This is a genomic window from Veronia pacifica (assembly GCF_001707825.1).
GTDB lineage: Bacteria > Pseudomonadota > Gammaproteobacteria > Enterobacterales > Vibrionaceae > Veronia > Veronia pacifica.
This window is the reverse complement of the sequence record NZ_LYBM01000013.1, coordinates 73,546-89,187: the sequence shown is the minus strand read 5'-3', so window position 1 is coordinate 89,187 and position 15,642 is coordinate 73,546. Positions and strand designations below refer to the sequence as shown.

The following is a 15,642-nucleotide window of genomic DNA, read 5'->3' as shown; positions in this document are numbered from 1 at the left end:
TGCGAATCCCTCTTGAGCAGTTTTTCAAGCTTATGGCTGAGGGAAAAACGTGACTACATTTTGATGCACAAAAGATCTCAGTATCTCAAGTGATTTTAGCGCGTCTGATTGAGCTAGGTCTTCAGCCGATTCAAATCGACCATCAATCATTTTTTTAACCAATGAACCATTTTTAAGTCCCGCTTTCGCATGAACGTAAGGGTTACGGATTTTTCGTAACACTTCCAGTTGTTCAAAAAGAGCTTCACTTATAATTTCAAAGCTTTTTGCAGACTCGAGGATTTTCTTAAATGATGATTCCGCTATTGTATTATGTCCTCTCATGATGAACTCACCGGATAATGAGTGTTCAATAAAAGCTTGGCATAATAATACAACTGCCATGTAATTGCCGTTAACGTAACTATTACCCAATTCATGAAAAGCTAAGTCAGACTGTAAACCTCCAGTTAAAAGCATATCTCCCTGAGGAGAAAACAATTCATTTAGTTCAACAAATCTAACAATTCGATCAGGTCTGGTTTTTTTTTCATCATCGATAAAATCAGAGATACCCTGACGTTTTATTTCTTCGTAGTCCATATTGTCCTCATTGAAGCTTATCAGTGTAATAAACCCCAAAGTGTCCAATATCATTTAAGGACTAACCCTTCAACCATCTGTATGCCTCTAATCCTGATACCTGCTGATAATCGGTTTCGTAAAAACACTAGACTGGGGCATATTAATTATATGGATAGAGTATACCAAACTGTGCATGAGGCGAGAATCCTGCCTTGGTGCTTTCGCTCAAAAAGCAATCATATTTTGTTAGGGAATTAACTTAGTAGAGTTAAGTGATTTCTATTCTCTTTTATAGGTTGCGAGGGTGTGAAAGGTTTGGGTGAAAAAGGCTAAAAGTTGATAATCCCCGCAAGGGCGGGGACTAAATAGTGTCAGAGTTTAAGCAGGGCACTTTGCATCAAGCACATAGCTTGTTTGGTCAAATTGTTGCCATGCGCCAGTGCCGATACCATCTACGACAAATATAGATACGATACCGAGGTCAATGAACGTGCCCAGAAGCGTTGTCGGGTCAAAAGATTTACTCACAGGAATAGTTATGGCATTGCAACCTTCTTGCTCCACGCGGATAGTGTAAGCATTTTTCTTTTTGAAACTTGTAACAACATCACCTTGACCAAGGTACATATCATTTACATATATTTTAGCTTTTGGGTTATGGCTTCTTATTGCAACTTGCTGAGTTGTTCCATTGAACATTGCGGCACAACCATTCAGAAGAAAAATAGATAAAAGAAAGATAACAATTTTTTTCATAATAATATTCCTATAAATAATATGACTATTCTCCTTTTTTTAAATCATTTATGAATTTTAAAACAACGTTTTATTTTTTGATTGGTTGATTATTGAGCAAGTTAATACTTGAAATACATTTTAGAAAATAAATTAGTGCAGCCTGTCAACAAATCTCACATATATATAAAATATAAATGAAATTGATTTTTATTTTATATATTTCGAGATTGTAAAAGTTTTGGGGGGGTGAAAAGTAAAAGGCTGATGAGTCGAGCAGTGGGTGGAGCAACCTTCTCAGGAAAATGACGGAGCTGATAAAGGGGGAGGGATTATCTGAGGGCGTCCGCATTTACCAATCTTTCCTCAGTCCAATTTTGGTCCTTGAGTGTATGATCTGTGCTATCGAATATTTCTCTTAATAAGGATGCGCAATGAGGCACCTCTCTTTCCTCTTCTTTTTAATATCGTTTGCTCTTCTATCTGGCTGCTCTTCTGAGAGTAGTAAACAGCATGAACAAAAATTTTCAATTCCCAAGCTCGGCTCAGTATCGTTAGAGCTCAATGTTAAAAGTGAAAAACGTTTGGATACGGTTGTAGTAAGCCTCTTTGCATCTGAAAACGGCGTTTACACTACTCATGACTTCGACGGATATAATGAGTTACTAGAGTTGACCTCAACACTCTCTAACACCAAGACTAAGAAATATGGTGATTCGTCAATATTCATAGAAGATGAGAGCGGGAAAGATATCATCAATATATTAGGAGACTATAAGGGCAAATTTTTCTTCAATTATATCAAGAGTTCGGCGTCATACACTTGGATAAGACACGATATATCAAGAACTTCTGCCAACTACACAGGTTGGCATATTTTCAAAGATAAAATGATTGTTTTTGATAGAACCATGCCATTACAGGTCTACCAATATCCTTCGTTTGAGCTCATAAAGGAGTACAAACTTCCGGGCGTTAATAGACCGACTAACTATAAGCACGTCGTTTCGGGTAACTATTTTCACCTGTCGGTAGATCGAAGGAATGTTCATAAGGTTATCGATTTAGATACGGGTAGGGTGGTTCGGGATGGTCCTATCCTTGGTTTGAAAAGTGGGATCAAATCTATCGGCTTGATAAAAAAAGATGATGAAGTATTTGTTTTCTTCAAAGAGGGAGTATTCGCGCAACTTGATGAGCGAGGGAACCTGAAACGCTTAGGGAAAGTGGATATTGATGTAGAGTCTCTGGCACATGTTGGTCAGTGTCTAGCGATCGGCTCGACGGACGGTCATTTAGCCTTTATACCAGATGACTTATCGAGCTTATTGATTACATCGAAAATCCATGATGGCTGGGTTTCTCATGTTACTGCAGATGAAAATGGTAACGGCTACTCCGCAGGAATAGACAAAAGAGTTTTATCTTGGTCAGTACCAGAAGCCTGCTTATAAATTGTTTGAAAATATTGCACAAAAAAAGCGGTACTTGAGGAAGTGGGCAGATTACTCGCCCTAATCTTCCTCATAACCCTGAGCAAAAGGACACAAGCTAAGATTAATTCCCAGCTGACTCAACCTAATAATGTCTAGATTTAATCAAATAATTCAACACTAAGTGCACCATTTCACCTGATCAACTCATCATTGCCCACGCTACTGTGCGGGCATGAATACTAAAACCTTTGCGTTAAACACTGACCTTACTGCCATTGCAGAGCCTGCCACGGACGGCGCACCCCAGTGTGCGGAATTTATCCCTGCGGGTGCCGCTATCACAGGCCGGGACGGCCGTGCATGGGTCAATGACAATCCTGACGCCATCGTGTCGGCCTTTGCCCATAACGGCGCAGACCTGCCCATCGATATCGAGCATGCCACGGAGATTAAGGGTAAGGCCGGAGAGCCTCCACACGCTGTGGGTTGGATAAAGGCCTTACAAGCCCGCGAAGTGGGATCAATCTGGGGACTGATCGAGTGTACCCAAGAGGGCGAGCAACTGGTAAGTAACCGGGCGTACCGCTCAAGTAAGTAATATCATTTATTTTTGGTTGGTTTTTTGGTTGTGCAAATAGAAAAGCGAGGAAGAACCTCGCTTTATGTCACTCAGGGCAGATTTTACCAAAATATTTCTCTAAGATTTCTGGCGTCAATTCACCTTTCTCTTCCAGTTCTTTGAGCTCAGCCGCTATTTTTTTCTGCTCATCTAGAGAGGGCAGAGGGACTTCAGGTTTCTTCTCAGGCATACCTGTCAGTAGTTCGTCTAAATCTTTCATATCTTGCGCTCTTCAACGATTTTTGTGCCACTCGATTCTATGTCGATGACGGGAAAAAAACTATGCCGATAGCCTGTCTTTGTTTACCGAGTGACCTTTGAGAAGACTGCTGGCTCGTTTTTTCATCACTTTTCTTCTTTGACAACACAGTCAGTATCCTGAAACACCGAATATTTCGCTGATTTTCATCCAAATACTTGTGTTTTTTCCAAATATGTAACACTGTAACAAATAGATGTATGTTTGAGATACATACTAAGGATCCTAAAAAAAGGGCGGAAACAAAGGACGTGTAATTATGGCTGATTATTTAGAAGTTTATCGCTCCGAAGCCTTCGTAGCAGACGGCCAGGGAGGAAATACCGCTGGTGTCGTACTCAATGCTGAACATTTAACTGACCAACAAATGCAATCTATCGCAGCCGAGCTTGGTTTTTCTGAGACAGCGTTTATGATGCCGTCAAAAAAAGCAGATTATCAGGTAAGGTTTTTCACTCCAGAGGAAGAAGTGGATTTCTGTGGTCATGCGACTGTTGCGGCTTTCTCTACTGTTTTCAAGCTAGGAAAACAACCTTTGGGGCATTACACCCAACAAACAAAAGCAGGCTTGTTAGGTGTTGAGATCACCGAAGATGGAAGGGTGGTCATGGAGCAAGTCAAGCCGTCTTTCGGCAAGAGTTTTCAGCCAGAAGACATTGTAGATTTGTTTGGTCTCACCACCAAAGATATTCTGGCGACAGGTATGCCGATAAAAGATGTGTCCACTGGGCTGGCTGACATTATCGTTCCTCTTGCTGATAAGAATGTTCTTAGCCGCTTAAAACCTGATTTCAAAGCTATCGCCGCCTTCAACAAGCGAACCAAAACGTGTGGCTTCCATTTATTTGCTCTTACGCCACACGAATCTGATATTTCGGCAAAATGCAGAAACTTTGCACCCGTTCTCGGCATTGATGAAGAATCAGCGACTGGCAGCGCAGCCGGCGCACTCGCGGCCTATTTGTATCGTTATCAAGGAACCAGAAACAGATATGTATTTGAGCAGGGAGCAGCGTTAGCAAAGCGTTCTTTGTTGTACGCATCCGTAGTTGCCGATGGCGAAGATATTAAGAAAATCCATGTTGGTGGCGCCAGTGATAAGCCCCAGAGGGTGCCTTACAGACTGACACGATTGGTAAGCTGATTTTCATGCTCCGAATCAACGAATAAGGCCTGCGAACGCAGGCCTTATTTTTTCAAATCATTACATCATCTTTTTTGTCTGCATGGCTTAGCGAAAATACATGTGGCCGATATCGAAAGCAGGGAAGCCCAGCACACGTACTGCGTCACAGAGAATGCTCACTTTCTCACTCAGGTCTGGGTTCATGTCATTTTGATTATTTGTCCCCGTTGTCAAAACCTGCCTGTTAGTGATTCCCTGTTTATAGAGTGCTATATTGAGAAGGACCGTACTGCGTGGCAAGTGTTGATTGCAGCTTACGACACAGACGGTACTCAGCGGTATCTGAGCAATAATCTCGGCACTGAATAGCGCGTTGTCTACGGTATTTTTTGCCCAACTCTCTTTTATGATCAGATGACTTGGAACACCGGCTGACAGCAACCATTGAGCCATTTCATGCGCCTCTGTTTTACCGTTTACCGGCAATCCGCCAGTGACAACAATCTTACTTTGCTTATTTGTCTCCCACACGGCTAGCCCACTTTTTAGTCGGTTTATCAACTCGGGTGTTTTATTGCCATGTTCATCGAGCTTCAATCCCTGAATAACGATAATCGCAGGCTGAGAAAGACAAATGTGTTCAGAATATACGCTTTGCCATCCTGCCAATTGGCCCAGAATATATTCCGCGTATCGGCCGAGATCAGGTGCATTGTTTAGTAACTCTTTTCTCGCCATTTCCTTTTTTTCATCATCTAACAGAGTCGTCCATATATAGATATGGAAGAGAGCCAGAGAATGTCCTCCTGTGATTTCTCTTATTTCTCTATATTTTTGTAGTGCTTCCTTGGGCGCGCGTTTAAATAAATAGGCGGTTGCAATACCGAAATGCGCTGAAAGCCGGAAAACGTCGTCTTTTAGAATTTGCTGAAGACAGAAAATAACCTCGTCCATATTATTTACTGTCTGGCCATCCGCGTTCTGGTAATGTGCTCTGTTTTTAGTCATGAACGCATGTTGGGCACGACCCAGCCAATCGTTGCTAGAAGGCCATTTATCGTGGTCAGGCATTCAAAATAACTCCCGGATAGTATCCATTTTTTATTCATCCATATGTCTTTGGCGGGTTATTCCCGGCAATACGGCGATAACATGATTAATGTATTTAGCCAACTGATCGAAAAATACATTGGGTTTTTATCAAAGGCTCTACCATAACGGGAAACCCGCCTAAGTCTTTGAACTTTTCAGCTTATATACGAAACAAATGAGATAAAAGTGAGATTTTGATCTAACTTTTAAGGGTGTATTCGTCGATTGGAGCAACAAAGAGTGGCCGAGGTTTTTTTCTCCTGCCAACCCGTTTTTGACGCTGATTTAAAACATTGGGGCAATGATCTTCTGTTCCGTGAAGGCCTCGAAAATAAGTTTCCTTCTATTGATGAGGATACCGCGACGTCGCGTGTATTGAGTGCAAATTTCTTAGCGAGTGGCAATCAGTCAGGCGCAAAGTACATTGTTAATTTCGGTGAATCGTCATTGATTGACGAAATTCCTCTCTCAATGCCTGCTGAGTCTTTGGTTATATCTGTCACCAAAGATTCCACTCCCAGTCAGCGTCTGATTGACAACTTAAAAGCCTATCGCAGTGACGGATACCAGATCATGGTGGATGGTAACGCATTTCGGCAAAGTTGGAGTCAGTATATTGAGCTGATTGACATTATCAGAGTCAGTATGGATGTCGATGATCCCGCCGCATGGGAAGCTATCGCGACTAAATACGCAAACAAGACATTTCTTGCCTGTAAAGTCGAAACGCAAGATGAATTAATGATGGCTAAACAATTTGGCTTCTCATTATTTCAAGGATATTTCTTTGAAAAACCGCAAATTGTTCGTTCTGAAGACGTCGCACCTTCTGTACTTACCCTGCTGGACGTATGCATCATTATTAATCGCTCGCCAAACGACATTGATGGACTCACCCAATTAATATCGAAAGATGTCTCGCTGCTCTACAAGGTCGTCGCCAGTGCAAATATTCTGGCTAAAACGAAAACCAGTGCGATAACGAATCCAAGGCAAGCTGTGGTCTACCTTGGGGTTGAATCACTGAGAAGGTTGGTATCCCTGCTCATCATGTCAAATATGAGTAATAAAGCCGCCTTTCAGTTACAAAATACGGCACTTCTGAGAGCGACGTTTATGTCATCTCTTAATGTCAGCGATCAGAACTTTGATCCGGATGAGGGGTTTATTGTCGGTGCATTTTCCTTACTTGACGTCATGCTCAGCCGACCCATGGAGGAAATCACACAACATCTGGACCTTTCTTATGATGTAAAGCGGGCGATGGTATCGCAGGACGGGGTATATGGTTGTGCCCTTGCGCTTTGCAAAGACATTGAGCGAGCGAATTGGAACGGCGTGACACATTGGTGCAACCAGTTTTCTGTTTCTGATAAAGCAGTACTCAAGACATATGAAAAATGTCGTGATGAAACTGCTGAAATTATGTCAAGCATGCAGGTGTGACTATGTTTGCCCTTCGAACGCGCCTCGCTGTTGTCTTGCTTATTTGCGGCACATTAATTCTCAGCCTCTTCGGTTTTTTGAATTATCACCATACCAAATCACGATTGATGGATGATATGGATGCTGAGATCACCGCCTTGGCAAATCGCCTCAAATTTCGTTTGCCTGATACGTTGAGAAATGGCGATTACGACTCGGTGATCAAGGATTTAGAAAGTGAGTCAAACTCCCGTTTTGTGAAAAAACTTGAGGTGATTGCTGAACGGGATAAATTTCGTTATGCCACGAGAGAAACGCCATTAGCTTCCGGCAGTGACGGTGCATTCCAGGTGCGTATTTTTGATTTGCAATTTACCGAGCCAGGAATCAATACCAATGTAGGTTCATTGTTTATCTATGAAGATGCCAGCTTAATAAAGGAAACATTGGCATCTGAGATACTCACCGGTGTTGCCCAGATTTTCGTGCTTGATGTCATGATCATGTTCCTTATCTGGAAATATGCGCGGGCAATAACCGAAATTGAATCACGTAAAAATTACTTAAACACCGTCATACATAGTTATCAGGATGGTCTTTTGGTCTTGGCAGACAACCATCAGGTGATCACCGCAAACGATGCTGCAACAAAAATATTCGACCTGCCACAAATTAAGCCCGGGGAGATCAAGCTGGCCGATATTATCGCCCGGGTTGTACCGGATTCGCGGGCATACTTTTCACAGGCACTCTACGGACTGAACAACAAACAGGTGAGCTATCAGTTAGAGACCTCTGGCGGAAAGATCATTGTTCAGGTGCGTTCGACGCAAATCACTGTTGGTGATGAATTGCTTCAGGTTGCCATCATCCGCGATATCACTGAACAACATTTAGACAAAATTAAGGTGTCTAAGGGCGCAGAGTTATTTTCTGCCGTTAAAACGCTACAAGACAAATTTCTTATCAGCGATGATTTCCATCGTAGCTTTCGGGAAGTACTGAGTATTCTGCTTAAAATTGGCGAAAGTAACCATGGTGTGATTTTGGATGTGGACTCAGGCGAAGAGAAACGTCTTCGGGTGCTTGCCCAAACTCGTTTGATTGCTAACGGCTACATATCCTCAGACTTCGTCGACACCGTCATTAATGAAGTGATGGAAACCAGAAAGGCAACGCGAAACCTTCAGGTGGCAGGCTTAGGCGGAGAGAGCAAATTGGTGATTAACACGCTCTGTATCCCCTTATATTTGTCTGATGAACTGGTTGGAGTCGTTTGTCTGTTTGATGAGTCGACACTTTATGAGACTGAATTACAGCAGTGGATAGAGCCTGTGTTATCGAGTCTCAGTGCAATGGTGCACTTCGTCAGACAACAGAATCTTAATGAGATGATTTCGGCCGAAATGGCTCGCGCTAAGGAACAAGCCGAGAATGCTAACGAGGCTAAAACTAACTTTCTAGCCATGATGAGTCATGAGATAAGAACGCCGATGAACGGTATTGTTGGTATGTCTAACATGCTGCGTGAAACCGTGCTTACCAAGCAGCAGGCATATTTTGTAGATACGCTGCTGCACTCTTCGAATGCGCTGCTCAATATCATTAATGATGTTTTGGACCTCAGCAAAATAGAAGCGGGAAAAATGCAGCTCAATATCAAGCCTTCAGATATTGAAGAGCTGGTCTACGAGTCACTTATGGTGTTTACAGCAAAAACGGCTGAAAAACATCTGCGAATGCATTGTTCTATCAGTCCGGAGTTACCGAGGAAACTGGATCTGGACGAGGTGAGGTTTAGACAAGTGGTGATAAACCTCGTGGGAAATGCAGTGAAGTTTACCAAGCAGGGTGCCATCGAGGTCAACTTGAATATGGTGTCTGTTGATGGTGATAACCTTCTGGAGATGGAGGTCATCGATACAGGCATTGGGATACCTGAAAACAGACTTGAAGCGATATTTGATAATTTCACTCAGGCTGATAACTCTGCGTCTCGTACCTATCAAGGAACAGGTTTAGGTCTTCCTTTGTGTCGAAAACTGGTCGGCCTCATGGGCGGCGAGATTGAGCTGGAAAGTGACGAGGGAGTGGGAAGCACCTTTAAAGTGAGGATACCCATTAATGATGTCTCTGGCCCGGATGAAAGGCTATTGTCGACGTTCACTCCCTTGCCACATGAAGAGATCCGGAGAGTCTATGTTGCCAGTCGTGACACTAAACTGTTCAGAGTGTTACATATATACCTGACTGAATTTGGCTTTTCAGTGACTCAATGTGGTTTACCGTCGACGATGCCATATCAAATGCTGGCGGGTTCACTACTCTTTGTCGATCAAGAACTGGTGGACGAACTCAGTGATGCAATTTCAGAGGCGGGTAAGACGATTATCATCAGCCACCATGGTGCGTTGGATTTATACCCGCACCCTTGTATAACAAGCCCTATTCGCCCTACAGACCTTTACAACACCATTGTTAATGGTGGTATTGATAAACATGTGTCACCTGTATCGCTTGATTCTTCGTTTGAAGGAATGCGGGTATTGGTCGCTGAAGATCATATGGTCAATCAGGATTTGATGACTCTCATTCTATCGAGTTTAGGATGTGCCACAACGGTCGCTGACAATGGAAGAGTTGCCTTGTCAAAGCACAGAAAACAGCGATTTGACATGATTTTAATGGATTGCCAAATGCCTGAAATGGATGGTTTTGAGGCAACAAAAAGAATACGTGAATTTGATACTGAAACGCCGATAATTGCGGTTACCGCTAACGCAATGACGGGAGATGCTGATCGTTGCTTGGCTTTTGGTATGAATGCCCATCTGGGTAAACCATTCACCAAAGATCAACTTATCGAAATGATGAAAAACTTTCTCCCATTGCGTGATCAAAAAAATACTGGCTCGCAGAGTGGGAGTGAAAAAAACGCTCCTTTACCTGTGGTACAGCAGGATATGGTTATTTCATCTCAGGCTATCGGGTGTACCTCTTGTGAAGTCGATAATATGAATGAGGGCAGAAAAATTAATAATGCGACCCAGATAATCGATTTGAAACATCTTGAACAGCAGATTGGAGAGGGCATAGATATTTTACAAATTCTGCTTGGTAAATATGCTGCGACACAATCTGTCGATCTCGAAAGCTTCAGAGTGGCTCTGGAAGAGGGCAATATTGACCAAGCAAGAAAAGTTGCTCACAAAATGAAAGGTGCGGCGGCAATGATTGGTGCCAGTGCGTTTGCTGAGCTTTGCCTTTCAATAGAAAAACACGCAAGCAATGATATCGAAGACATTGAAAAGTATTGGTCATCGCTGTCTGAACAGGCCAATGCCATTGCAGATGAGATTGAGGAAATTATGTCTATGTAGGAGAGTGGTTTTTAATACTGGCAGCGTCCGCTTTTTCGTCGTGACATTTTTGACGAAAAATCTCACAGATTCCCCGTTGTGCAAAAATAACTTATCTAATCTCTCCCCACCGTCACTGTCATAACTAACTGATTAATCAGTAATTAGTAAAATCATATATTTTTATGACCAAATAAAATACACATTTGGTATTTAATTACCATTCTGAAAGAAAATATTCTAACAGGTGCGTTTATCTATCATGTTGAAAATGCGCTTTTCGTCACACTGGCTTTCGGCTATTCACCTGACAAGATATGTTTACATTTTAAAATCAATTAAAACAATGAGTTAACGGTTTTTATAAAGCTGTGGATAATTTCCGTTATCCACAAAAATGGTTGATAACTCGTTGCTTAGTGGTCTGATGCCGCGCCATCACTGAGATTTTTAAAAGTCAACCATACCTTAAAGTGCACCAGGATATTTTCTCGCTTACCATGTGTGAAAATAAGATAAGAAAGAAATATTATTAAGGAATGTTTTAAAGCGAACGCCATATAATTTTTCGGCTGAAATTATACCGTTTGTTGTGCCATAAATAAACAACAGCTTACTTTGATTTATTATAATGTGGCGTGTGGCTGTTTTAATTGGTAAAGACCAACTGTGAGCGATGAAATAACTTAAGTCAGTCGTAATAATCGGTTCTATGAAGTGCTGAGTACGAGTCCATTTAGGTTCGTATGGCTTTGCTGAATAGGATGTTTTTCGGGGGGCGCTTCTATTAAGAATCACAAAGTAAATAATCGCACTATGAGGGGTTTATTGTAGGCTAAGAACAATTTTCAGATAGAAAAAAGGGCACTAACAAGGAAATTGTCAGCGCCCTCTTATGTCACGTTAAATCAGTTTGTCGCATTCGCCTCCGCGACTTTCTCTGATTCTGTTTGATTATCAACATCAGGTTTTTTATGGCGTTTAACCTCCGTTGGATAACGTTCAAATACATATTTGAGCACCATATAACCAATGATGGCAGAGGCGAAAGAACCGATAAAGATAGCGATACGAGATGTATTGATCAGTTCGGGACCAACATTGCTCGGAAAGGCAAGGGTTGCGATAAAGATAGACATGGTGAACCCGATACCACACAGGATAGAAGCCCCCAATATGTGACCAAAGTTAATCTCATCTGGCAGCTTCGCAATGCCAAGCTTGTGGGACAGCCAGCAAGCCCCTGTGACGCCGATAGGTTTTCCTATAATCAGCCCAAGTGCGATGCCTAAAGGGAGAGGCTGTAAAAGTGTGCCAGCATCAAGACCACCAAGGGGAACGCCAGAATTGGCAAACGCAAAGAGGGGTAAAATAAGGAAGTTACTCCATGGTGAGATACCGTGTTCGAGGTTTCTTAGCGGTGAGCGTTTGTCTGTCGTACCCAGAGGAATAAGGAAGCCCAGTATGACGCCGGCAACTGTCGCATGAACGCCAGATTTAAGTACTGCAATCCAAAGTATGGCGCCAACAAGCAAATAAGCTGTCAGTCTATGTACCTCATGTTTATTCATATAATACAAGATAAGGCATGCAGCAGCGGCCACAACAAGGGCTGTTATTGAAAGGTCAGAACTAAAGAACAAGGCGATGATGAGCACTGCGCCGAGGTCATCGATTACTGCAAGCGCTAAGAGGAAGATTTTAAGACAAACGGGGACGCGCTTACCGAAAAGAGCTAATACACCAAGTGTGAACGCAATGTCTGTGGCTGACGGAATGGCCCAGCCAGTCATTGCGATGCTGTCTCCATGATTAAACACAGTAAAAATCAGTACTGGCACTACCATGCCGCCGATAGCCGCAACAACGGGAAAGATAGCCTGTTTCTTGGTTTTTAGTGACCCCTCTACGAGTTCTCGCTTTACCTCCAATCCGATTAATAAGAAAAAAATTGCCATCAACCCGTCGTTGATGAGCAAAAGCATATTTTTCTCAATATCTAGGGCCCCTATACGAAACTGTACAGGGAGTTCTAAAAAATGGAGGTAGTGACCTGCCAATGATGAGTTGGCAACGACCAAAGCAGCAAATGCTGTAAAAATTAATACAATACCCGGTGCCGTATCCTGTTGGAAAAACGCTTTCAGTTTCTTGGTTACACTCACAGTAAACTCCTGTAACAAACTGTTTTGCCAATAAATCTAGTAGTTAAAATTATTTAAAGGCAAAACAGAGTTAACGTTTCAAAAACTAAAGCCGGATTTACGGGAAAGAAACCAAGTTATCACCCAGTTTTGAATTGTAAGCCTCAACATAAGCAGTATGATTGTTGAGAAACATCACTCTTATATATTATCGTGATGGTAAGTTTTTAATATTTTTGAGCTATTTAATGCCCTTTAATGAAAGGGTTAAGTATAGGTTAGCCATTGGCTCTTGTCCGTGTAGCGAAGGACAGATTGCTGTTACCTTAACCTCTTTATTCACCCTTTCACCTGTTCTGAATGTTTCTTCTAACATTTCTTCTATCAAGGTTCCTTGATCGCAAATGAAAACAACATCATCTTCAGGTCGTTTCAAAAAATCGGCTCTCATGCTTTTAAAGGCCAGTGATACCTTCCTGTTGTCTTGACTTGTTTTGTAGTAGGCGAGGTATCCGCCTGCAATATCTGCACCTACTGCCAAGGCTCCAAGATACATACTGCTTAAGTGATTTTTTGTTTTTCGCTTTAGCGGAATTTTTATTTCTACACGTTGGTCGTCTAAGTAAATAAGTTTTGCTTTGCAAAATGAGATAAGAGGAATCTTCACCATGGCAAATAGATTCAACTTAAGGTTTTCTAACCATAAATTGGATTTTGGTGTCGGAGCTTTATTATTGTTACTTGCTACTTCCTGTTGCACTCAATGTTCTCCTTTTAAAATGTTGCTAGATTGATGATCAGAGAAGTCTGTGTTTTTTCGTTAAGTAAAGAGCGGATATTGTCTTACTGTCTTTCAACGTGTTGTCTAAAAGCATCTTATCAATATCATCAATACTTAATGATATAACATCTATAAACTCATCCTCGTCGGGGATACCGCTCCCATCACTTAGGTCGGACGCAAGAAAAATATGCATTTCTTCATCACAAAAGCCGGGGGCAGGAAAGATCACCCCGAGCTTGGTCCATGTTTTTGCTACCAGTTGTGTTTCTTCCGCCAGCTCTCTCTTGGCACAAACTTCCGCCGTTTCACTCTCTTCGAGTGTGCCAGCAGGAAACTCATAAATCCAATCGTCGATTGCTGAGCGGTATTGACGAACCATAACGAGGTCGCCATTTTCTAATACTGGCACAATTAACACTGCGCCTGGGTGATGAACGATAGTTTCAACCGTTTTACACCCATCTGGTCGCTGGATAACTCTCTCCTCAAGAGCCAATCTTTTCCAGCGATGAATAACATTGGTGTTACTCATGCTACTTTCCTTATCAGTTAATGTCCGCACTGAACTTGAGACTTCAAATGCAAAAATGCATCTATCCAGAGTTTAAATTTGTGATCAAGGGCGCTTTTGGTGCGGAAAACCATGAGTTTTATGATAAACTCCGCGCCAATTAATGGCGGCGATAAGGTGCTGCTGGCCGACTTCTGCGCTTATGCAGAAAAAGATAACACCATTGGAGTGATACATTGCAATTTGAAGATCTGAATTTAGACAAACGACTGATGAAAACCATTGAGCATCTCGGCTTTCAGCAGCCTACAGAGATTCAACAAAGCGCGATTCCAGTTGCCTGTGCAGGTAAAGACTTACTGGCATCCTCAAAAACAGGATCGGGGAAAACACTGGCTTTCCTGTTACCCGCATTGCAACGTATGTTCCGGGCGAAACCGTTCAGTCGACGTGATCCCAGAGTAGTGATACTCGCGCCAACACGTGAGCTTGCCAAGCAGGTTTTCGGTCAGTTACGTCAACTTATTTCTGCTACTCCTTACAAGGCGGCTTTGATCCTCGGTGGTGAAAACTTTAATGACCAGGCAAAGGCCTTCCGAAAAGACCCGATATTTGTTGTCGCTACGCCGGGACGCCTTGCAGACCACCTTGAACACCGCCATTTGAGTCTTGATGGACTTGAGATGTTGATCATGGATGAAGCGGACAGAATGCTTGATCTGGGTTTTGCTCCTCAGTTAAAGGCTATCAACGAAGCTGCATCTCATCGCAAACGTCAGACATTAATGTTTTCTGCGACACTTGATCACCATCAGGTGAATGATATCGCTGGAGATATGTTAACGGATCCTAAACGAGTCGCTATTGGCTACGCCAACGATGAACATAAGGACATTACTCAACATTTTTATCTCAGTGACCATCTTGATCACAAACAGGCTTTGCTCGAAAGAATCATGGAACAGGAGTATCAACAGTTAATGATATTCACTGCCACACGGGCGGATACCGACAGGCTTGCGAAGGAATTTATTGAGCGTGGCATAAAAGCAGTGGCACTGAGTGGCGATCTTAATCAGGCTCAGCGGAACCGAATCATGGATGAGTTCGAACGAGGTCTCCATAAGGTGCTTGTGACTACAGATGTGGCTTCACGTGGTCTTGACATCAACAACGTCTCCCATGTAGTTAACTTCGACATGCCAAAGCATGCAGAAGAGTACGTTCATCGCATTGGGCGAACTGGAAGGGCAGGGAACAAGGGCTTGGCATTTTCATTTGTTGGGCCTAAAGACTGGCATAACTTTAAAAATGTTGAAGCATTTTTGGCCCAAAAAATTCAGTTTCATGTTCTAGATGGGCTGGAAGCTAAATTCAAAGGCCTTGCACCGAAAAAAAAGAAATTTGTAGGTAAAAAACCGGGTAAAAAACAGGTTAAAAAGCCAACACAGGATAAACGCACGCCGAAACAGCGTAATAAGAGTTTTTACCAAGGCGTAGCCGTTGGAGAGCAAGTCTTTATGCCGAAAAAGGTAAAAAAAGAAGCTGAATAAGGCAGTGCGATAAGCTTTACTGTACCTCACTCAAG

The 15,642-nt window shown here is 42.5% G+C and carries 13 protein-coding genes; 6 read left to right on the top strand and 7 right to left on the bottom strand.

Annotated elements, in window-relative coordinates; translation table 11 throughout:
- Positions 1–30: 30 nt before the first annotated feature.
- Positions 31–582: a hypothetical protein gene (locus A8L45_RS09190; RefSeq protein ID WP_245680690.1), complete on the bottom strand. Its 552-nt coding sequence runs from the start codon at positions 580–582 to the stop codon at positions 31–33.
- A 360-nt stretch (positions 583–942) separates the two neighbouring features.
- Positions 943–1,320, bottom strand: coding sequence for a PEGA domain-containing protein (locus tag A8L45_RS09185; RefSeq protein ID WP_068901486.1), 378 nt, complete (start codon positions 1,318–1,320; stop codon positions 943–945).
- 413 nt (positions 1,321–1,733) lie between these two features.
- On the opposite strand from A8L45_RS09185, the gene A8L45_RS09180 reads away from it, so the two are divergent.
- A complete protein-coding gene (locus A8L45_RS09180) occupies positions 1,734–2,753 on the top strand; it encodes a hypothetical protein (RefSeq protein ID WP_068901484.1) in 1,020 nt (339 codons plus the stop codon).
- 214 nt (positions 2,754–2,967) lie between these two features.
- A complete protein-coding gene (locus A8L45_RS09175) occupies positions 2,968–3,333 on the top strand; it encodes a phage protease (RefSeq protein WP_068901482.1) in 366 nt (121 codons plus the stop codon).
- A gap of 67 nt (positions 3,334–3,400) precedes the next feature.
- On the opposite strand, the gene A8L45_RS09170 is transcribed toward A8L45_RS09175, so the two are convergent.
- Positions 3,401–3,574 (bottom strand): ATPase, encoded by a 174-nt coding sequence (locus A8L45_RS09170; protein ID WP_068901480.1) that lies wholly within the window; start codon positions 3,572–3,574, stop codon positions 3,401–3,403.
- Between the two features lie 298 nt (positions 3,575–3,872).
- On the opposite strand from A8L45_RS09170, the gene A8L45_RS09165 reads away from it, so the two are divergent.
- Positions 3,873–4,757, top strand: a complete 885-nt coding sequence (locus A8L45_RS09165) for a PhzF family phenazine biosynthesis protein (RefSeq protein ID WP_068901478.1) — start codon at positions 3,873–3,875, stop codon at positions 4,755–4,757.
- Positions 4,758–4,844: 87 nt separating this feature from the next.
- Here A8L45_RS09165 and A8L45_RS09160 read toward each other — a convergent pair whose 3' ends face one another.
- The gene (locus A8L45_RS09160) at positions 4,845–5,810 is read right to left on the bottom strand and encodes a YdcF family protein (RefSeq protein WP_068901477.1); all 966 of its coding nucleotides are present in this window, start codon (positions 5,808–5,810) and stop codon (positions 4,845–4,847) included.
- Positions 5,811–6,071: 261 nt separating this feature from the next.
- Between A8L45_RS09160 and A8L45_RS09155 the strand changes: the two genes are divergently transcribed.
- Positions 6,072–7,277: an EAL and HDOD domain-containing protein gene (locus A8L45_RS09155; protein WP_068901475.1), complete on the top strand. Its 1,206-nt coding sequence runs from the start codon at positions 6,072–6,074 to the stop codon at positions 7,275–7,277.
- 2 nt (positions 7,278–7,279) lie between these two features.
- Positions 7,280–10,636, top strand: a complete 3,357-nt coding sequence (locus tag A8L45_RS09150) for an ATP-binding protein (RefSeq protein WP_068901473.1) — start codon at positions 7,280–7,282, stop codon at positions 10,634–10,636.
- Positions 10,637–11,523: 887 nt separating this feature from the next.
- On the opposite strand, the gene nhaA is transcribed toward A8L45_RS09150, so the two are convergent.
- The 3 genes from nhaA to A8L45_RS09135 form a co-directional block, all read right to left on the bottom strand.
- On the bottom strand, positions 11,524–12,780 hold the full coding sequence (nhaA, locus tag A8L45_RS09145; RefSeq protein ID WP_068901472.1) for a Na+/H+ antiporter NhaA: 1,257 nt from the start codon (positions 12,778–12,780) through the stop codon (positions 11,524–11,526).
- A gap of 220 nt (positions 12,781–13,000) precedes the next feature.
- Entirely contained in the window at positions 13,001–13,429 is a 429-nt protein-coding gene (locus A8L45_RS09140) for a PaaI family thioesterase (protein ID WP_068901525.1), read from the bottom strand.
- Between the two features lie 127 nt (positions 13,430–13,556).
- Positions 13,557–14,075 carry an NUDIX hydrolase gene (locus tag A8L45_RS09135; protein ID WP_068901471.1) on the bottom strand — a complete coding sequence of 173 codons (519 nt, stop codon included), beginning with the start codon at positions 14,073–14,075 and terminating at the stop codon, positions 13,557–13,559.
- Positions 14,076–14,290: 215 nt separating this feature from the next.
- Between A8L45_RS09135 and A8L45_RS09130 the strand changes: the two genes are divergently transcribed.
- A complete protein-coding gene (locus tag A8L45_RS09130) occupies positions 14,291–15,607 on the top strand; it encodes a DEAD/DEAH box helicase (RefSeq protein ID WP_068901469.1) in 1,317 nt (438 codons plus the stop codon).
- The last annotated feature ends 35 nt before the right edge of the window (positions 15,608–15,642 follow it).

Bases quoted from the DNA above. Each gene is read 5' to 3' on its own strand.
- A8L45_RS09185 (WP_068901486.1), bottom strand. From the start codon at position 1,320: ATGAAAAAAATTGTTATCTTTCTTTTATCTATTTTTCTTCTGAATGGT.
- A8L45_RS09170 (WP_068901480.1), bottom strand. From the start codon at position 3,574: ATGAAAGATTTAGACGAACTACTGACAGGTATGCCTGAGAAGAAACCT.
- A8L45_RS09165 (WP_068901478.1), top strand. From the start codon at position 3,873: ATGGCTGATTATTTAGAAGTTTATCGCTCCGAAGCCTTCGTAGCAGAC.
- A8L45_RS09180 (WP_068901484.1), top strand. From the start codon at position 1,734: ATGAGGCACCTCTCTTTCCTCTTCTTTTTAATATCGTTTGCTCTTCTA.
- A8L45_RS09150 (WP_068901473.1), top strand. From the start codon at position 7,280: ATGTTTGCCCTTCGAACGCGCCTCGCTGTTGTCTTGCTTATTTGCGGC.
- A8L45_RS09190 (WP_245680690.1), bottom strand. From the start codon at position 582: ATGGACTACGAAGAAATAAAACGTCAGGGTATCTCTGATTTTATCGAT.
- A8L45_RS09135 (WP_068901471.1), bottom strand. From the start codon at position 14,075: ATGAGTAACACCAATGTTATTCATCGCTGGAAAAGATTGGCTCTTGAG.
- A8L45_RS09160 (WP_068901477.1), bottom strand. From the start codon at position 5,810: ATGCCTGACCACGATAAATGGCCTTCTAGCAACGATTGGCTGGGTCGT.
- A8L45_RS09140 (WP_068901525.1), bottom strand. From the start codon at position 13,429: ATGGTGAAGATTCCTCTTATCTCATTTTGCAAAGCAAAACTTATTTAC.
- A8L45_RS09175 (WP_068901482.1), top strand. From the start codon at position 2,968: ATGAATACTAAAACCTTTGCGTTAAACACTGACCTTACTGCCATTGCA.